Genomic DNA, 19,120 nt, shown 5'->3' with positions numbered 1-19,120 from the left:
ACCTCGTTCGGGGTTTGCTGGTTCGTCTGTGGGCGCCCTCCGCGCGCCACGCAAGCCCCCTTTCTAGCACGGAAGATGGCCCGGCGCAAGGACAAACGATGTAACATCACTGCGAAGAAGTGCTAAGTGCCAAGTGCCAAGTGCCAAGTGCCTGGTACGCCCGCCCCCCGTCTTTTGTCATCCTGAGGAAGCCGCCCGACCGATCCCCGCCTCGCTCCACACTCCTGCGGCGCCCGAAGGATCTAGCCAGCGAGGCAGGAGGACGGCGCCGGTCCACGGACTTCTCGCCACGCGCAGTAGATCCTTCACTCCGCGCCAAAGGTTGGAGCACCAGAAGGGACTGAGCCGCGCGTCGCTCAGGATGACAGGGGGGTGCTACCGTGGCGTCCGGCTCCCCATTCCGTGCCTGGCGCCCAGTGCCCAGTGCCTCCCCCCTTTTGTCATCCTGAGGAAGCCGCCCGACCGATCCCGCCGTCACACCACACTCCGGCGGCGCCCGAAGGATCTAGCCGGCGAGGCAGGAGGACGGCGCCGCGCCACGGGCCCCTCGCCACGCGCAGTAGATCCTTCACTCCGCGCCAAACGTTGGAGCATCGGAAGGAACTGAGCCGCGCGTCGTTCAGGATGACAGAAAAAGGGGGGCGACAAAAAGAGGGTTCCCCATTCCCCATTCCCCATTCCCCATTCCCCATTCCCCCAACTGCCGCCTCGCCTCCCAATCCACCAGCGGCGCATCGACAATCGCCTCCTGCACCGCGTCGGCGATGGCGCGGCGCAGCCCGACGTGCTTCTGGTTCTCGGCGGTTGGGTTCACGCGGTTGGTGAGGATGATGACGAAGAGACCGCGCTCCGGATCGATCCAGAGCGACGTGCCCGTGTACCCCGTGTGGCCGAAGGAGCGCGGCCCGAAGTACCGTCCCGCGCTGGAGTGATCGGAGGGCGTGTCCCAGCCCAGCGCGCGGCTCGCCCCGCGCCCCTGCGGCGCCGTCCAGCGCGCCACCGTCTGCGGGCGGAGGATGCGCACGCCGTTGTACTCGCCGCCGTTCAGCAGCATCTGCGCGAAGACGGCCATGTCGCGCACGCTGCTGAAGAGCCCCGCATGCCCCGCCACCCCGCCGATGGCCCAGGCGTTGGCGTCGTGCACCTCGCCCCAGATCAGCCCCCCGCGGTCCGCCGCCACCTCGGTCGCCGCGGTGCGCGGGCGGAGCGCGGCGCCTGGGTTCCAGCGCGTGTCGCGCATCCCCAGCGGGCGGAAGACCTGCTCGTCCGCGACCATGTCCAGCGTCCTGCCGGTCAACCGCTCGATGATGAACCCCGCCAGCACCATGTCCCAGTCGCTGTAGACGGTGCGCGTGCCGGGGGCGAAGCGCAGCGGCCGCTGGCTGATCTGCTGGAGGTACGCCTCGCGGCCGCGGAACTGGCGGTGCAGCGGTGCCCCGGCCTCCATCCCGCCGGTGTGCACCATCAGCATCCGCACGGTGATCCCCGCCTTGGCGGAATCGTTGAACTCGGGGAGGTACGAGGCTACCGTGCGGTCCAGGTCCAGCAGCGAGTCCTGCTCCATCCGCATGGCGACGGTGGTGGTCGCGATCACCTTGGTGAGCGACGCCAGGTCGAAGAGCGTGCTGTCGTTCACCGCGGGCGAGCCCTCCGGCCGGTCGATGCGGCCGTACGACGCCATGTGCACCAGCCGCCCGTGCCGCCCCACCGCCACCGCGATGGCCGGCGCCGTCCCGTTGGCGATCGCGTCGTTGGCGATGGAGTCGAGCCGCGCGGGGAGCGTGGCCAGCATGCCGACTTCCCGCGGCGACGCCGGCGTCAGCACCGCCACGGGCGCCAGCATGGGCGTGGGTGTGGGCACGGCCACCGGCCGCGGCGCGGCGCACGCGGCGGCGAGGGGGAGCAGTGCGAGCGCGGTGCGGCGCATCTCGGAAGTCGGTTGAGGGGAGTGTTTCCCTATCCTAGACCCCCGCGCCCCCCGCGTCAAACCACCCCGCGTCGTCAGAACCGTGCATCTGCCCGCGTTCACTGAACGTCCTTCCGACCGCATCGGACGCCCGCCGAACAGCGGGACGCCGGCCACGCGCACCATCCAAGACGTTTCCTCACAAGCGGTTGCGGCTCCAGCAAACGACGGCACGTGCGCTGCCTGACGCTTACGATGGGCCGCACTTCCTCTCTCTCACCTCACGAGACTCCATGAAGCCCATCATCATCCTCGCACTCCTCGCACTCGCCGCCTGCTCTGGCGGAACGAGCGGCGAGGCGACGTCCGGCAACGACGTGATGCAGATGGACCGCGCGCCTTCGCCCCCGATGCAGAACGAGGGGGCGCCCGCGGCATCCGCACCCGGAGGCCGGCAGGCGAGCGGCGGTGAAAGCGTGGAGCAGGTGGCGGCGCTGGAGATCTCGCCGCCGCGCCCCCCCGCCCTCGCTGATTCTGGCAGCGTCGCGCCGAGCATGCTGATCCGCACGGGGGAAGCGTCAGTGGAGGTGGACTCGGTGGAGCTGGCGGTGGCGCGGGTGCAGGAGATGGCGCGGCGGCTCGGCGGATACGTGGGGAACACCTCCGTCAGCGGCGGCGAGGAGGCGACGAGGTCCGCCACGCTGGAGGTCAAGATCCCCGCCGCGCGCTTCGACCAGGCGGTGAGCGGACTGCGCCCGCTGGGCAAGGTGGAGAGCGTGGAGGTGCAGGCGCAGGACGTGGGCGAGGAGTACGTGGATCTCTCCGCCCGCACGGCCAACGCACGGCGGCTGGAGGAGCGGCTGCTGGGCCTACTCGCCACGCGCACCGGGAAGCTGGAGGACGTGCTGGCGGTGGAGCGCGAGCTGGCCCGCGTGCGCCAGGAGATCGACACGCAGGAGGGGCGCCTCCGCTTCCTCCGCTCGCGCGCGGCGGTGAGCACGCTCAACGTGACCGTGCACGAGCCCCGCGCGCTCGTGGGCGACTATCCGCGCGACCGGCCCATCCGCGAGGCGTTCCGCGATGCGTGGCGCAACTTCATCGGCTTCATGGCGGGACTGATCGCGTCGCTCGGCTTCTTGATCCCGCTCGGCCTCATCCTCGCCGCCATCGTCTGGCTCTTGCGCCGCTGGCGTCGCCGCCGCACCCGTCCGGCGCCCCCGGCCCCGCGCCCGCCATCCGATCCTCCTGGCGCGTAGCAGCCACATCGCGCCCCAGGCGCCGCGGCTCAATGCCTGAATTGGTGGAAATGGTCTCACGCAAAGGCGCGAAGGCGCAAAGAAAGGGATTCTGTGTCTTTTCTTCGCGTCTTCGCGCCTTTGCGTGACATCCTGGTCCTTTTACTTCCGTCGAAAACGCTTGCGCGAAACCGGACGGTCGCTTATAGTAGGGACCGATCGGTTTCAACGTCGAGCGAGGAGCGATGGGCAAGGGCGAGCTGACGCGTGAGAGGATCGTGGCGACCGCCGCTCGGGTGTTCAACGAGCGGGGGTTCGCCGGCGCGTCCATGGCGGACCTGATGGAGGCGACGGGGCTGCAGAAGGGCGGGATCTACCGCCACTTCGAGAGCAAGGAGGCGCTGGCGCTGGTAGCCTTCGAGCACGCCATTTCGCTGATGGCCGGGCGCTTCACCGCCGCGCTCGAGGGGCAGCACCACGCGGTGGACCGGCTGCACGCCATGATCTCCGTCTTCGAGGGAATTCAGGACGATCCGCCGGTCCCGGGCGGGTGCCCCATGATGAACGCCATGATCGAGAGCGACGACGCGTACTCGCCGCTCCGCGACCGGGCGCGCAACGCCATGGACGGGCTCACCGGCTTCCTGCACCGCATCACCGCGCGCGGCATCGACCGCGGCGAGATCCGCGCGGATGTGGAACCGGAGGCGCTCGCCACGCTGATCGTCGCCACGCTGGAGGGGGCGCTCGCGATGGCCCGCTTCTACGGCCGGCGCGATCCCATGCGGCACGCCGTCGAGCACCTGCGGCGGCACCTGGACGGGAGCGTCCGCGCCTGACTCGCGCGCCGCTCCCTTTTTTTGTCCACGTAGAGACCGAGCGGTCTCAAAGACACCCGGAGGCAGCGATGGAAAGCTACGACGCGATCGTGGTGGGCGGCGGGCCGGGCGGCTACACGGCGGCGATCCGGCTGGCGCAGCTCGGCAAGCGCACGCTGTGCGTGGAGCGCGAGTCGCTGGGCGGCGTATGCCTCAACTGGGGGTGCATCCCGTCGAAGGCGCTGATCACGGCCGCGGGGACGCTGGAGCGCATCCGCAGCGCCGGCGCCATGGGGATCAGCGCGGGGGAGCCAGCGATCGACTTCGCCGCCACGCAGCGGTGGAAGGACGGCATCGTGGAGCGCCTCACCGGGAGCGTGGGGACGCTGATCCGCGCCAACGGCGGGGAGTACGTGATGGGCGACGCGCGCCTCCTGGACGCGCATACCGTGGAGGTGACGGCGGCGGATGGCACCCGCGCGCGCTACGAGGCGCGCGAGGCCATCGTCCTGGCGACGGGTGCGCGGGTCGCCTCCATCCCGGGCTTCGAGCCGGACGGCGAGCGCGTGCTCACTGCAAAGGAAGCGGTCAGCCTCCGCTCCGTCCCGCGCTCGCTGGTGGTGGTGGGCGGCGGGGTGATCGGGATGGAGCTGGGGATGATGTACCAGAAGCTCGGCGCGCGCGTCACCGTCGTCGAGGTGACGGACGGCATCCTCCCGGGCGTGGAGCCGGAGCTGTCGGCGGTGGCGGCGCGGCGCTTCAGGAAGCGCGGCGGCGTCATTCTGGCCCCCGCGCGCGCGGCGGGGTGGGAGCCGGCCGGCGACGGCGTGCGCGTGCTGGTGGAGCACGGCGGCCGCACGGAGACGGTGGAGGCGGAGCGGGTGCTGGTGGCGGTCGGCTTCCGGCCGAACACGGCGGGGCTGGGGCTGGCGGAGGTGGGCGTGCGGCTGGACGAGCGCGGGCACGTGGCCACCGACCGCTCCACCCGCACCAGCGTGCCGGGAATCTACGCGGTGGGCGACGTCACGGGCGGGCCCTACCTCGCCCACAAGGTGTTCCGCGAGGGTGAGATCGCGGCGGAGGTGATCCACGGCCGCAACGTGGGGCGCGATTGGTACGCGATGCCCGCCGTCATCTTCACCGACCCTGAGATCGCCACCGTCGGGCTCACCGAGGCGGAGGCGCGCGCCGCGGGGCACGACGTGCGGGTGGGGCGCTTCCCCTTCGCCGCGTCCGGGCGGGCGCTCTCCGTGGGGGAGACGGAAGGGTTCGTCAGGGTCGTATCCAGCCGCGACCGCGTGCTGGGGGTGGGGATCGTGGGCCCGGAGGCAAGCGAGCTGATCGCCGAGGCCGCGCTCGCCATCGAGCTGCAGGCGGCGCCGGAGGACATGGCGCTCACCATCCACCCGCATCCCACGCTGGGCGAGGGGGTGCTGGAAGCGTTCAAGCACTCGCTGGGCGAGGCAGTCCATATCATGAACCGAGGCGGCCGGTCCGCGGCCCCGCGGCCGGCGCTCGCCGGCGTCTGAACCAGGAGGAGAGCGATGTCACAGGGATACATCATCGACGCGGTGCGCACCCCGCGCGGCCGGGGCAAGCGCGGCAAGGGCGCGCTCACCGACATCCATCCACAGGAGCTCCTCGCCCAGACGCTGCGCCGGCTGGCCGAGCGCACCGGCACCGACCCCGCCGAGGTGGACGACGTGGTGGTGGGGTGCGTGAGCCAGGCGGGGGAGCAGGGCGCCAACATCGCTCGCCAGGCGGTGCTCCTGGCCGACTGGCCGCTGCACGTGGGCGGCGTGTCGCTCAACCGCTTCTGCGGATCGGGACTGCAGGCCGTGAACTTCGCGGCGATGGGGGTAATGAGCGGCGCGCAGGACCTCGTGGTGGGCGGCGGCGTGGAGAGCATGTCGCGCCAGCCGATGGGCTCCGACGGCGCGCAGGGCGACGGGATGAACCCGCACCTCCGCCGCCGCCACTTCCAGGTGCCGCAGGGGATCAGCGCCGACCTGATCGCCACGCTGGAGGGCTTCACGCGCGAGGAGCTGGACGCCTTCGCGCTGGAGAGCCAGCGCCGCGCGGCGGTCGCACAGCGGTCGTGCCACTTCGGCCGCGCCCTCTTCCCCGTCACGGACCCGGATACGGGCGACGTGGCGCTGGAGCGCGATGAGTTTCCGCGCCCCGAGACGACCATGGAGGCGCTGGCGGCCCTCCCCCCCGCCTTCACCGAGCTGGGCGCAACGCCGGCCGGGCCGAACGGCGAGACTATGGACGAGCTGATCCTGCAGCGCTATCCGCACGCCGCGCGGGTGGAGCACCTGCACACCGCCGGCAACTCGAGCGGCATCGTCGATGGAGCCGCGGCCGTGCTCCTGGCCTCGGAGGGGTACGTGCGGCGCACGGGGGTGAAGCCGCGCGCGCGCATCCGCTCCATGGCCGTGTACGCGGAGGACCCGCTCATCATGCTCACCGCCCCCACCGAGACCGCGCGCAAGGCGCTGCGCAAGGCGGGGATGGAGACGGGCGACGTGGACCTGTGGGAGATCAACGAGGCGTTCGCCGCCGTCCCGCTGCAGGTGATGCGCAACCTGGCGCTCGACCCGGAGCGGGTGAACGTCAACGGCGGCGCCATCGCGCTCGGCCATCCGCTTGGCGCCACGGGGGCGATGCTCCTGGGCACGGCGCTGGACGAGCTGGAGCGCCGCGGCCTCGCCACCGCGGTCGTCACCCTCTGCATCGCGGGCGGCCAGGGCGTGGCGACGATCATCGAGCGGGTGTGAGCTCCCCTTGCACCGCGACCCCCGCGGCGGCAACGTGAGAGCCGGCAGTTCGTCATTCCCGCGGCGGAGGGTAGTGCGATGAGAGTGCTGGTGATCGGTGCGACGGGGACCATCGGGAGCGCGGTGGCGGACGCGTTCGGCGAGCACGAGGTGATCCGCGTGGGAAGCAGGAGCGGCGACGTACAGGCCGACATCTCGCGCCCCGAATCGATCCGCCAGCTTTTCGAAAAAGTGGGCGAAGTGGACGCCATGGTGTCGTGCGCGGGGAGCGCGCGCTTCAACCCGCTGGCGGAGCTGAGCGACGACGACTTCGCCTTCAGCCTGGCGAACAAGCTGATGGGGCAGGTCAACCTGGTGCGGCTGGGGATGGAGCACGTGCGCGACGGCGGCTCCATCACCCTCACCAGCGGCATCCTGAGCCAGGTGCCGATCCCGGGGAGCGCGGCCATCAGCATGGTGAACGCGGGTGTGGAGGCGTTCGCGCGCGCCGCCGCACTCGAGGCTCCGCGCGGCATCCGCGTCAACACCGTGAGCCCGCCCTGGGTGAGCGAGACGCTGGTGCAGATGGGGCGCGACCCGTCCGGCGGCCTCCCCGCGGCGACCGTGGCGAAGGCGTACCTCAGCAGCGTCCACGACGACGTCAACGGCACCGTCATCGACGCGCGCCGCTTCGCGTGACGGGCGGCACACCTCTCAAAATCGGCATCGTCGACCAGTCCCCCGTGCCCACCGGCGGCACGGGGGCGGAGGCGGTGCGCGACACGCTGGAGCTGGCGCGGCTGGCGGAGCGCCTCGGCTACTCGCGCTACTGGCTGGCCGAGCACCACAGCACCAACTCGTTCGCGGGCTCCGCGCCGGAGGTGCTGATTCCCATGGTCGCCGCCGCCACGACGACGCTGCGGGTGGGCTCCGGCGGCGTGCTGCTGCCGCACTACTCTCCCTTCAAGGTGGCGGAGCAGTTCCGCGTGATGGAGGCGCTCTTCCCCGGCCGCATCGACCTGGGCATCGGACGGGCGCCGGGGGGCGATGCGCGCGCGGTGATGGCGCTGGGCTACGGGCGCAGCATCTCCATCGAGCACTTCCCGCAGCAGGTGGCGGAGCTGATCGGCTGGCTGGAGAACTCGTACGACAAGCGCCACCCCTGGGGCCGCGTGCGCGCCATGCCCCGCGGCGACACCATCCCGCAGCTCTGGCTCCTGGGTTCCGGCGGCGGCAGCGCGGGGTACGCGGCGCAGATGGGGCTCGGCTTCACCTTCGCCCAGTTCATCAGCGGCGAGGACGGCGCCCCCACCCTCCGCGCCTACCGCGAGCGCTTCCTTCCGGGCGCGCACCTAGCCGCCCCGCGCGCCTCCCTCGCCATCGGCGTCATCTGCGCGGACACGGACGACGAGGCGCGGCGCCTCTCCTCCTCGCTGGAGATCTGGCGCCGCCGCATCGCCATCGGGCGCGACCGGGGCATCCCCTCTCCCGACGAGGCGCTGCGCGAGCTGGGCGAATCGTGGCGCCTCCCCGACCTCGGCACCGAGGGCGCCCGCGCCGTCGTGGGCGACCCCGCGCACGTCTCCGCCGAGCTCCGCCGCCTCGCCGCCCGCTCCGGCGTGGACGAGGTGCTCGCCGTCACCGTGACCCACGACCACTCCGCCCGCCTCCGTTCCTACGAGCTGCTCGCCCAGGCGCTGGAGCTCACGCCGGCATAAACAGCGGGCCTCACGCGGAGACGCGGAGACGCAGAGAGAACCACCAAGAGCTTTTTTTCTGTGGCTTGCGGTTCCTTCTGTGTTCTCTGTGTGAGGCTTTTCTCTGTTGTTCTCCCTCCGTGTCTCCGCGCCTCCGCGTGAGACCTGTTTTCACGATGCCTGCGCCCCGCGGCGCCAGCTTTGCAGGAACCACTCACCTTCGTGCGCTACGGCGATGAGGAGGAGCTGGCACGGCGCGCGGCGCTGGCGCTGGACCATTCGCGGCTTTACCGTGAGGCGCTGGCCGCCAACCAGACCAGGGCGGACTTCCTGGCCACCATTTCACCCTCCGCCCCCCAGCCTCGTGATGCGCCCGAAGCCGCAACCCGGAGTGGCAGGATGATCGAACAACGGCGCCAGCAATCCAGGCAGGTCACCGGCCGGGTCGCCGCCTGGTCGTGGTGGAAGCTGCTGCTGATCGCGATCTTGGTGATTCCGGGTGCGGTGGCGCTCGCGTACAACACCTCGGGGGTCGCGGAGGTCTTCCGCCCCCCCGCGGGCCCGCCGGACACGCTCAGGCACGTGGGCGCCCCGCTCCCCAAGCCGCCCATCCTGGTGGAGGCGCGCTACCTGCGCCGCGCGGTCATCAAGGAATCGCCGCGCGAGGCGGAGCTCACCACGCTGATGGAGCGCTACAACGTCACCCGGCCCCTGGCGCGCCGCATCTTCGACGCAGCCCTCGCGCAGCGCATCGACCCCGAGCTGGCCTTCCGCCTCATCCGCGTGGAGAGCGTCTTCGACGCGGACGCGGGCAACATGGGCGCCCTGGGCCTCACGCAGGTGATGCTGGGCACCGCCACCGACATCGACCCCGAGATCGACACCCCCGCCGAGCTGCTGGACCCCGACAACAACATGCGGGTGGGCTTCACCAACCTGCGCAACATGATCGAGCTCTTCGACGGCGACGTGCGCCTGGCGGTGATCGCCTACAACCGCGGCGAGGTGGCCGTGCAGCGCGCCCTCCGCCGCGGCAAGGACCCCGAGAACGGCTACGGCGAGCGCGTCCTCGGCCCCCGCCACCACGGCGGCCAGCGCTACACCGGAAAGGGCCTGCTCCCCGCCACGGCGACGGCGAGTACGTCGCAGTAGGGGGGGCGGAGCCCCCTCCCCCGCTCGTCAACTCGCGGCCCCTCCCCCAAAACTGCCTGGGGGAGGGGCGTACGCATGCATGCGTGTGCGGATGCGGGGAACGTCGCGCGGGATGGCACGGGCGTCCCTACGGGTTTCGGTGCGCGTAGACCATTCCTGCGGCGCACCGGTCCCGTAGGGGCGTGATTTATCGCGCCCGTGCCCGCCCGCTCTCCGTGCCTGCCTATTACCACGATGCCGGTAGGGGCGGACCTGCGTGTCCGCCCACCCTACGCCGGGCCCTTGACCACGGCCGCGGCGCACCGGAATCCGTCGGGGCGTACGCACACATCTGCCTGCGGCGCATAGGACGGCGCGCGGTATGGCACGGGCAGACACGCAGGTCTGCCCCTACGGGTTCCCGGCCGCATTTGCGGGCGACGGTGCGGCGTCGGGCACGGGCGCGATGAATCGCGCCCCTACCGGATCTGTGCACCGCACACGAAGTTCTCCCCCTCACCGCCCTGCGCCCCCGCAGGCGGGGGAGGGGGCCGGGGGGAGGGGGCCCGCCGTTACCCGCGCCCGCCTTCACCGCTATATTCCTACGTCGCACCCAACCCGCCGCCACGCCAGAACATCCGATGCCCAACCGCCTCCCCCGCGCCCTCCGGCTCGCGACGACCGCGGCCACGTTACTGAGCCTCCCCGCGAGAGCGCAGGAGATCACCCTGCGCGCGCCCACGGAGAGCGCGCGCGTGTACGCGCGCGACGGGTCGCTGATCGCGGAGCTGGGGCCGCAGGTGCGCACGGTGATCGCCATGCGCACGCTGCCCCGATACGTGCCGATGGCATTCGTGGCGGTGGAGGACCGCAGGTTCTTTGAGCACGCGGGGGTGGACCCGCGCGCCGTAGCGAGGGCGCTGCGCAACACGCTGGGCGGCGACCGCGAGGGGGCGTCCACCATCACGCAGCAGCTGATCGGGGCGATGTACCCGGAGCGGGTCAACCGGCAGGAGCAGACCGCCGAGCGCAAGCTGCGCGAGATGCGGCTGGCGCTGGAGCTGGAGCAGCGGCACGGCAAGGAGCGCATCCTGGAGTCGTACCTCAACTGGATCTACTTCGGCCATGGCTGGTACGGCATCGAGTCGGCGGCGCGGCACTACTTCGGCAAGGGCGCGGCGCAGCTCAGCATCGAAGAGGCGGCGATGCTGGCCGCGCTCCCCAAGGGCCCCGGCGTCTACTCCCCCAAGATCAGCCCGGCGCGGGCGCTGGAGCGGCGCAACCTGGTGCTGGACCTGATGGCGCAGAACGACGTCATCACGCGCGCGCAGGCCGCGGCCGCGAAGCGCACCGCCATCCGCCTGGCGCCCAACCACGGCTACTCCGCGCGCCCGCAGTGGGCGATCGAGCAGGCGAAGCAGATCCTGGCGCAGCGCGTGGGCCCGCAGTACGGCACCACCGGCGCCCGCGTGTGGACCACCATCGACCCCGCCGCGCAGAACGCCGCCGACAGCGCCCTCGTGCGCGGGCTGGCGCGCATCGAGCGCGAGGCGTGGTACCGCGGGCCCCGCATGGGAGCGCCCGGCACGGCGAGCGCCACCGGCACCACCTACCTGCAGGGCGCCATCGTCACGGTGGACGCGAGCACCGGCGAGATCCTGGCGATGGTGGGCGGGCGCAACTTCGAGGAGTCGCACTTCAACCGGGTGACAGCCGCGCGCCGGCAGCCGGGCTCGTCGTTCAAGCCGCTGGTGTACGCCGCCGCGCTGGAGCAGGGCGCCACCCCGGCCACCATGATGATGGACACCGCGCTCCGCATCGTCATGCGCGGCAGCGCGGTGTACTCGCCGCGCAACTCGGACGGGCGCTTCCGCGGGCCCATCTCGGTGCGCGACGGGCTGGTGGAGTCGGTCAATACCGTGGCCGTGCAGCTCGCGCAGACGATGGGGTGGCAGACGCTCCCGGCGATCGCGGCGCGCTTCGGCATCAGGTCGCAGGTGCAGCCCTACCCGTCGTCCGCCATCGGCGCGAGCGCGGTGGCGCCGCTGGAGATGGCGGCGGCGTACACGGCGTTCGCCAACAACGGGATGCGCGTGGAGCCCTTCCTGGTGCGGCGCGTGATGGACGGCGCCGGGCGCGTGGTGTACGACGGGCGCGGGCGCGGGGTGCGCACCCTCTCCCCCGCCCTCGCCTTCGTCACCACCGACCTGCTGCGCGACGCGGCCGAGCGCGGCACCGGGCGCGAGGCACGCACGCGCCTCCCGTCGCGCGTGCCCATGGCGGGGAAGACGGGCACCACCAACGACGGCACCGACGTCTGGTACGTGGGCTACACGCCGGAGATGGTGACGGCGGTGTGGCTGGGCTTCGACCGGCCGCGCTCCATCGGCCGGGATGCGTTCGGCGGCACCCTGGCCGCGCCCATCTGGGGGGAGATGATGCGCTCCGCCTACGCCCGCCGCCGCTCCCCCGCCCCCTGGGCGATGCCGGCCGGCGTCGTCGCCGTGGCGGCGGACGCGGTGACGCGGCGCCCCCTCACCGGCACCTGCCCGGCCGCGGCAGCCCGCCGCGAGTACTTCATCGCCGGCACCGAGCCCGCGGGCGCATGCCGCGTGATGGGTGGCCGCGTGGTCGCCCCCGCCCGCCCCGTCCCCGACTCCCTGGCTCCCGACTCGCTTGCCCCTCAGCCGGACACCTCGGCTCCGTAAAACAGCATTACTCACGCAGAGGCGCAGAGACGCAGGGAGAGAACAACAGAGAAAACCTTTTTGCGGTTCTCTCTGTGTCTCTGTGTCTCTGTGTGAGCCATGCAGTTGCGGCTCTCTTCCGCGTCTCCGCGCCTCCGCGTGAGCCTTCCGTCAGCGCTCATGCGGTTCACCCCTCCGCGTGGAGCTCCTCGATCAGCTTGGCGACGGGGGAGGTGAAGGCTGCGCTCTTCCAGTACTCGGTGTGGCTGAGGGGGGTCAGGCCCTTGATGCCGCCCACGTTGATCTCGCGGTCCTCGTCCACCGTGCGGGCGTAGGAGCGGTCGAAGCCGTCGCTCAGCGGCTTCAGCGGCCAGCCGAGCACGTCGTCGCGGTCGAAGAAGTTGATCCACCGGAAGCGTGGATTGGGGCGCTCGATGGCCACGATCTTGGGAAGGCCCGATACGAAGAGCGGGATGTTGCAGCCGCAGGTCAGGAGGTAGCGCGCCGTCCCCAGCCGCTGGAACTCCGTCGCCGGCGCGCCGCCGTGCCAGATCCCGATCCCCTTCGCCGCGTCCCAGATGTAGTCCGAGATCACCTGGCAGCCGAGCGAATGGGCGATCACCACGGTCGGCCCGTCCTCGCCGCCCAGCTTCTCGCGCAGCGCGTCGAGGCGGCCGCGGATGTAGTGGTGCACCTTGCGGTATACGGCGTCGGCGGGGTCCGGGCGCCCCACGTAGGTGGTCGCGTCGCTGAAGTAGTACAGAAAGAACTTGCGCAGCCCGTGCATGTCGATCTGGCGGTCGCGCATCGCCTCCCACACCTGGTCCTGCCGCCCCTGGATCAGGCCGCTGAACCAGATGGACTCGTACACGACGTCGCTTCTGACCTCGTCGGAGAAGCGCTGGTCGAGCTCCGCCCTGAGATGGCTGTCGAAGTCCTCCTCCTGCTCGCCCATCCCGTGAATCGTCAGGACACCGATCTTTGGCATACGCCTTCTCTCCGGCCGCGATTGAACGTCAGGGAGCCTGCACCACTACGGGCGCGCTCTGGTTCCCCAGCCGGTCCACGCCGGAGACGGCGACTGCGCGCAGCGGCAGAGAGTCGGCCGCCAACGCGTGCGACCGTGCGCCGCCGGGGAGGATGGCGGTGCGCCAGCGGTCGCCGTGGCGCGACTGCACCACCCAGCGCGCGGGCGGAGCGCCCGCGCCGGGGGTGAAGCGCACCGTGGACCCCTCCAGCGCCACCGCCGGGCGCGACGGGGCGCGGCCGCCCAGCCAGGGCGTGGCGGGGATGAGCGCCGGCTCGCGGTAGGCGTCGTTGGTGAGGCGGTCCACCAGCGAGTCGGGGTTCTGCATGAAGATCTTCATGCTGAAGTGCACGTTCCCCGTGGCGCCCGCCTGGCCGCGCGTGATGTAGATCTGCTCGATGATCTCGTCGGTGCGCCAGTTCCCCTCGGTGGCGTTCCCCACGCGGCTGGTGAAGTTGCCGGGCCACATGTGCCGGGCGTGCACGTTCTCGCCGATCCACCACCCCAGGAGCACGGGGTAGCTGACGCCGGTGCGCGCCGTCTGCCAGTAGAGCTGCGGGGTGAAGTAGTCCACCCACCCCTCGCGCAGCCACTTCCGCGAGTCCGCGTAGAGCTCCTGGTACGCGTCGAAGCCGGTGATCTGCGGCGGATAACCGGGGCGCCACACGCCGAAGGGCGAGATCCCCACCTGCACCCACGGCTTCTCGCGCTTCACCGTGCGGTACATCTCCTCCACGAAGCGGTCCACGTTGCTGCGCCGCCAGTCGTCGCGCCCCAGACGCCCGCCGCCGCGCTGGTAGCGCGCGTACGAAGAGTCGTCCGGAAAGTCGATCAGCTTGCCGGCCGCGTCGCGCTCCTTGTACGGGTAGAAGTAGTCGTCGATGTGCACGCCGTCCACGTCGTAGCGGCGCACCACGTCGCGGATCACGGCCAGCGAATGGGCGCGCACCGAGTCCTCGCCGGGGTCCATCCACAGGTGCCGGCCGTACGCGCGCACCAGCCCCGGGCGCGTGCTGCTGAGGTGCGACGGCGCCTGCGGCGTGGTGGCGGAGGGGTGCCGCGCGCGGTAGGGGTTGAACCAGGCGTGCAGCTCCAGCCCGCGCCGGTGCGCCTCCGCCACCGCGAACTCCAGCGGGTCGTACGCGGGCGACGGCGCGCGCCCCTGCGCCCCCGTGAGGTACTCCGACCACGGCTCCAGCGCGGACGGATAGAGCGCATCCCCCGCGGGCCGCACCTGCAGGACGATGGCGTTCAGCTTCATGGCCGCGGCGCGGTCCAGGATGCGCACCATCTCCGCGCGCTGGCTGTCCGCGGGGAGGCCGGGGCGCGACGGCCAGTCGATGTTGGCGACGGTGGCCACCCACACGCCCCGGAACTCGCGCTGCACCGGCGGCGGTGCGTCGGGCGAGGCGGCGGGGCCCGCCACGGCCGCGGGCGAGGGCGCGATGGCGGGCGGGGGCGCGCACGCCGCCAGCAGAAGCGCGAGCGCGGCGGGCGTACAACGGAACGGGATGATCTTCATCGTGTTCGCTGGCTCGGGGGGCTTGGCGGGCCGGGCATCCGCTCAGTCTGGCACCGGACGGGGCGTCGGCGCAACTGCAACTGCATGGCTCACACAGAGACACAGAGACACAGAGAAAACAGCTTGAGGCTTCCTCTGTGGCTTGTAGTTCCCTCTGTGCTCTCTGTGTGAGGCTTTTCTGTTGTTCTCTCCCTGCGTCTCTGCGCGAAATAAAAAACCGGGGCGCGCCACTCGGCGCGCCCCGGTCTCCTGCTTCCTTGGTGAACTAGCGGTTGGCGGTGTTGTCCAGGAACGGCCGGTTGGTCGCCGTCGTACCCGTGACCGTCATGTCACCGCGGGAGCTGATGGTGTACATCCGCCCCGCCACGAACGACACCCCGGTCCGCACGATCACGTTGGTGGTCGATCCCGCCACGCGCGTGCTCAGATCGTAGTTCGCGCCCGGCACCGGCGTGAACGCGCCCGCCGACTTGTACGCCACCGGCCCGCCGATGGCGTACTCCTGGCCGTCCACCGTGCTCTTGGCGTAGAGCGTCATGGGGCTGGAGTTGTGGATCGCGTTCACGAACCGCACCTGGGCGACGGTGAAGTCCACGGCCGCGGGGATCGGATCTTCGACGACGAAGGCATCCGACTGCTTCGTCGTCGTGTTGTACAGCCCGCTCTGGTAGTACGAGTAGGCCATGCCGTTCGCCAGCGTCGCCGAGACGCTCGAGATCGGGAGATCCTTGTCCGTCGCCGCGGCGATCCGCCCGGTGAGCGTGTACTGGCCGGGGGCGATCGTCGAGTAGAGTCCGCCCGCCACGATGCTGCCGTAGGCGACCCCGGTCGTGGCCTCGAGCCCGGTGGTGGTGCACGCCGGGTCCGTGGGCGGCGTGCACGCGGCGGTGCTGATCGCCGTCACCTTCATGTTGTTGGCGTAGAAGTTCACGCCCGGCGCGTTCAGCCCGAAGTTGAAGAACCTGACCTGCGCACCCACCGCGGGCACGTCGATGGTCTGGACCGCGTTCTCCTCGCACCCGGACAGGGCGGCGGCGGCGCACAGCAGCGCCGCGAATGCTCTGAGTCTCATCATCATCCGTTAAGGTTCGGTGATCCAGAGAGGCTTCGTGTGGTAGTCCGCCGCGAGGCCGCCGATGGCCTGCAGACCGGCCTGGTTCCACACGTATTCCGAGTTGTAGCGCGGGCGGATGCGGTACGCCGGCTTGCCGCCGTTGTCCGGGTACAGGGTCGTGGGGATCGCGAACCCCGGGAACACCGGCCGGCCGCTGGACGGGTCCAGGTCCGTGTAGTGGTACCGGCGCAGGTCCATCCACAGCTCGTTGTGCCCCCATGCCCACTGCGCGATGTACTTCTGCGACATGATGTGGGTGAGGCCGAGGCTGGCCGCCGCCGGCATCGCGGCCGGGCTGGCCAGGAACGCCGCCTTCTCCGCCGCGGTGATCTGCGGCAGGAGCGGGTTGACCTCGGAGTTGCGCGCGTTCACGAAGTCGATGTGCGCCGACACCCCGTTGAAGTACGCGTTGCGCGCCGTCGTGCGGTCGCCCATGCGGAAGGCCGCCTCGGCCTTGATGAACTGCAGCTGCGAGTACGTCATGGCCGGCAGGCGCGACTTGTCGTCGAACATGTAGCGCCCCGGCAGCTGCAGCCCGCCCGTGCCCGGGTAGCCGAACAGGTTGTTCGGCTGCTGGGCGGCGGTCAGGGCGCCGAAGTTCACCACGTTCGGGTCCAGCCCGCGGAACTGCCCGTCCGGCGACGGGGCCAGCATCCTGCTCATCCGCGGGTCCACGGTGCCAAAGTGCGTCCCGTTCATCAGCTCCACCACGAACTTCGTCTGGCGGTAGGCGGTGATGTTGTTGCGGGTGCGGCCCAGGAAGTTGCGGTCGTCGTTGTTGGTGCCCGGGTACGAAAGGAGCGCGTCGTCGGCGCTGCTCGCGAACGAGCTGTCCACGGCCGCGATCACGGCGGCCGGCTTGTACAGCGCCGGCTTGTTGGAGAAGTGGTTCAGCGTCATCGCCCGCAGGCCGTACGCGAACTTGAGCCACTTGGTGCGGTCGCCGTTGTAGATCTTGTCGGTACGCCCCACGTACGCCGCGTCCACCGCGCCGTCGGTGCGCTTCAGGTTCGCGATGGAGAGGTCCAGCAGGCGCAGGATCTCCTGGTACGCGAACTCCTGCGAGTCGTAGGTGAACGTGGTCCGCGACGGGTCGTTCGCCTCCTTGATGATGATCTCGCCGTGCATGGTGGTGAGCTGGTGCCACCCCCACGCCTTCAGGAACTGCGCGATTCCCAGCAGGTCGTAGCGCTGCTCCGCCTCGGCCTTGGTGGTCATGTCGATCAGGTTCTGCCCGAACGACCAGTACACGTCGCGCCACACCTGGCCGGAGTTGTCGCTGGCCGGGTCGTAGCCCATCCGGTCCCACGTGGAAAGGCTCGTTCCCGGGAGCGTCCACTCCTGCGCGTACCGCCCGATGAAGCGGCCGTCGAACTGCTGCCCCGTCACCATCCAGTGCAGCATCGGCGAAAGGTACAGGTTGGACTGCACCTGCTCCGGGGCGTTCGGATTGGTGTTTACGTCCAGGAAGTTGTCACACGCGCCCAGCAGGCTCAGCGAGCCCGCGAGGAGCGGGATGTATGTTCTTCTCATCTTCAGAAGCTCGTGTTGATGCCGATGTTGATGCCGCGAGGCATGGCGAAGTTGCCGAAGTCGATCCCCGCGGCGCCGGACCCGCCCACCGCGGCGCTGTTGCCGTTCACCACCGGGTCGAGCCCCGAGTAGTTGGTGGCCATGTACAGGTCGGTGCCGGTGATGAAGACGCTGGAGTTCTGCCCGAAGCGGCGGGGCAGCCCCACGCGCAGCGTCACGTCACGCAGGCGCAGCCAGTTGATGTCCTGCTCGATGAAGAGCTCCTCGCTCATCCCGGTGTAGTAGCCGGTGCTGATCCCCGGCACCACCGCGATGGTGTTCGGCGTCGGGTTGGCGGAGTTCTCCTTGCCGTCGCGCAGCACGCCGTTGATCACGCGGGGCTCGAACCGGTCCAGCGTCCCCATGGTGAGCCCGCGCTGCGTGAGGTAGTGCTGCGTGGCGTTCAGCACGTCGCCGCCCCGGCGCAGGTCCACCAGGAAGCTGAGCGACGAGCGCCCGAAGCGAAGGGTGTTCGTCACGCCCGCCGTCCAGTCCGGCTGGCGGTCGTAGCCGGCGTCGATGAACAGCGTGGAGCGCAGCGGAAGCCCCGTGGTGGGGTCGATCAGGATCTCGCCGCGGTTGTTGCGCAGGTAGTACTGCCCCGTGAGCGAGCGGGTGGAGAGACCCGCGCGCGTGCCGTTGCGCACGTTGCCGTACAGCCACGTGTCGGAGACGTACGTCTCGGGAAGCGCGTTGGGCAGCGCGATCACCTTGCCGCGCGAGCGGTCGAAGTTGACCTGGAAGTCCCACGAGAAACGGTCGCGCTCCAGCGGGGTGCCGCGCAGCGTCACCTCGACGCCGGTGTTGCGCGTCTCGCCGCCGTTCAGGTTGAACAGGATGTAGCCCGTGGCGTAGCTGCCGCGCACGTCGTTCAGGATCTGGTCGATGGTGCGCTTGCGGTACATCGTCACGTCCAGCCCCAGCCGGTCCTCGAAGAAGCCCAGCTCGGTGCCGAACTCGTACGAGCGGGCGAACTCGGGCCGCAGGTTGGGGTTGGGCCCCGTGAAGCCGTAGCCGTACCCGCCGAACGCGGTGGTCTTGCTCTCCAGCGCCGGCACGAAGGCGTACGGGCGCGCGTCGCGGCCCACCTCGGCGTATGCCGCCCGCAGCTTGCCCGTCATGAAGCGCCCGACCGACGGGAAGGCGTCGCTGAAGATGAAGCTGGACGAGAGCGACGGGTAGAAGAACGAGTTCGCGTTCTTGGGGATCGTCGAGGTCCAGTCGTTACGCCCCGTGGCCGTCACGAACAGCACGCGCTTGTAGTCGAGCGTCGCGCTGGCGAAGCCGCTCACCAGGCGCCGCTGCGTGATGGTGGTGGTGCTGGTGCGCTGGAGCGTGTTGTTGACGGTGGGGAAGTCGAGCTCCAGGAAGTTCTGCCCCTGCGACGCGTCCACGTTCGACTTGTCGTCGCGGATGGCGTTCCCCACCAGCCCGGTGAGCGCGAATCCGCGGCCCACGTCGCGCCGGTTGAAGTTCAGGACCGTCTGCGTCGACAGGTTGCGCGTGATGTCGTTGGCGACGTCGATGATCCCGTTGTTGTTGATGCCGTACGAGCTCTGCGGGTGGCGCAGGATGTTGTTCTGGTTGGTGTAGCTGTCCACGCCGATGTTGGAGCGGATGCTGCCCCACGAGAACGGCGTCAGCGTGAACCC

14 protein-coding genes are annotated in these 19,120 nt (G+C 70.6%); 8 read left to right on the top strand and 6 right to left on the bottom strand.

Annotated elements, in window-relative coordinates; translation table 11 throughout:
• Window positions 1-619: 619 nt before the first annotated feature.
• Entirely contained in the window at window positions 620-1,927 is a 1,308-nt protein-coding gene (locus VF647_18225; GenBank protein ID HEX8454029.1) for a serine hydrolase, read from the bottom strand.
• Between the two features lie 272 nt (window positions 1,928-2,199).
• On the opposite strand from VF647_18225, the gene VF647_18220 reads away from it, so the two are divergent.
• From VF647_18220 to VF647_18185, 8 genes are all read left to right on the top strand, one after another.
• Complete coding sequence (locus VF647_18220; protein HEX8454028.1) at window positions 2,200-3,162, top strand: DUF4349 domain-containing protein; 963 nt, start codon at window positions 2,200-2,202, stop codon at window positions 3,160-3,162.
• A gap of 224 nt (window positions 3,163-3,386) precedes the next feature.
• Window positions 3,387-3,980, top strand: a complete 594-nt coding sequence (locus tag VF647_18215) for a TetR/AcrR family transcriptional regulator (protein ID HEX8454027.1) — start codon at window positions 3,387-3,389, stop codon at window positions 3,978-3,980.
• A 68-nt stretch (window positions 3,981-4,048) separates the two neighbouring features.
• Window positions 4,049-5,488 (top strand): dihydrolipoyl dehydrogenase, encoded by a 1,440-nt coding sequence (lpdA, locus tag VF647_18210; protein ID HEX8454026.1) that lies wholly within the window; start codon window positions 4,049-4,051, stop codon window positions 5,486-5,488.
• A gap of 15 nt (window positions 5,489-5,503) precedes the next feature.
• Window positions 5,504-6,739 carry an acetyl-CoA C-acetyltransferase gene (locus VF647_18205; GenBank protein HEX8454025.1) on the top strand — a complete coding sequence of 412 codons (1,236 nt, stop codon included), beginning with the start codon at window positions 5,504-5,506 and terminating at the stop codon, window positions 6,737-6,739.
• A gap of 78 nt (window positions 6,740-6,817) precedes the next feature.
• Window positions 6,818-7,417, top strand: a complete 600-nt coding sequence (locus tag VF647_18200) for a short chain dehydrogenase (protein HEX8454024.1) — start codon at window positions 6,818-6,820, stop codon at window positions 7,415-7,417.
• Window positions 7,414-8,436, top strand: coding sequence for an LLM class flavin-dependent oxidoreductase (locus VF647_18195; GenBank protein HEX8454023.1), 1,023 nt, complete (start codon window positions 7,414-7,416; stop codon window positions 8,434-8,436). Before VF647_18200 ends, VF647_18195 begins: the two co-directional genes overlap by 4 nt.
• Before the next feature lie 180 nt (window positions 8,437-8,616).
• Window positions 8,617-9,567 carry a transglycosylase SLT domain-containing protein gene (locus tag VF647_18190; GenBank protein HEX8454022.1) on the top strand — a complete coding sequence of 317 codons (951 nt, stop codon included), beginning with the start codon at window positions 8,617-8,619 and terminating at the stop codon, window positions 9,565-9,567.
• Window positions 9,568-10,187: 620 nt separating this feature from the next.
• Window positions 10,188-12,254 carry a PBP1A family penicillin-binding protein gene (locus VF647_18185; GenBank protein HEX8454021.1) on the top strand — a complete coding sequence of 689 codons (2,067 nt, stop codon included), beginning with the start codon at window positions 10,188-10,190 and terminating at the stop codon, window positions 12,252-12,254.
• A gap of 166 nt (window positions 12,255-12,420) precedes the next feature.
• Here the strand turns inward: VF647_18185 and VF647_18180 are convergent, their stop codons facing one another.
• The 5 genes from VF647_18180 to VF647_18160 all read right to left on the bottom strand — a co-directional run.
• Complete coding sequence (locus tag VF647_18180) at window positions 12,421-13,221, bottom strand: hypothetical protein (protein HEX8454020.1); 801 nt, start codon at window positions 13,219-13,221, stop codon at window positions 12,421-12,423.
• Window positions 13,222-13,249: 28 nt separating this feature from the next.
• Window positions 13,250-14,782, bottom strand: coding sequence for a family 10 glycosylhydrolase (locus tag VF647_18175; protein ID HEX8454019.1), 1,533 nt, complete (start codon window positions 14,780-14,782; stop codon window positions 13,250-13,252).
• Between the two features lie 265 nt (window positions 14,783-15,047).
• Window positions 15,048-15,854 (bottom strand): DUF4397 domain-containing protein, encoded by an 807-nt coding sequence (locus tag VF647_18170; protein ID HEX8454018.1) that lies wholly within the window; start codon window positions 15,852-15,854, stop codon window positions 15,048-15,050.
• A 9-nt stretch (window positions 15,855-15,863) separates the two neighbouring features.
• Entirely contained in the window at window positions 15,864-17,429 is a 1,566-nt protein-coding gene (locus tag VF647_18165; protein HEX8454017.1) for a RagB/SusD family nutrient uptake outer membrane protein, read from the bottom strand.
• Window positions 17,430-17,431: 2 nt separating this feature from the next.
• Window positions 17,432-19,120 (bottom strand): TonB-dependent receptor (locus VF647_18160; protein HEX8454016.1); only part of this gene is annotated, 1,689 nt, incomplete at its 5' end.

It is taken from the genome of Longimicrobium sp. (assembly GCA_036387335.1).
GTDB lineage: Bacteria > Gemmatimonadota > Gemmatimonadetes > Longimicrobiales > Longimicrobiaceae > Longimicrobium.
This window is presented reverse-complemented; position numbering and strand designations above follow the sequence as displayed.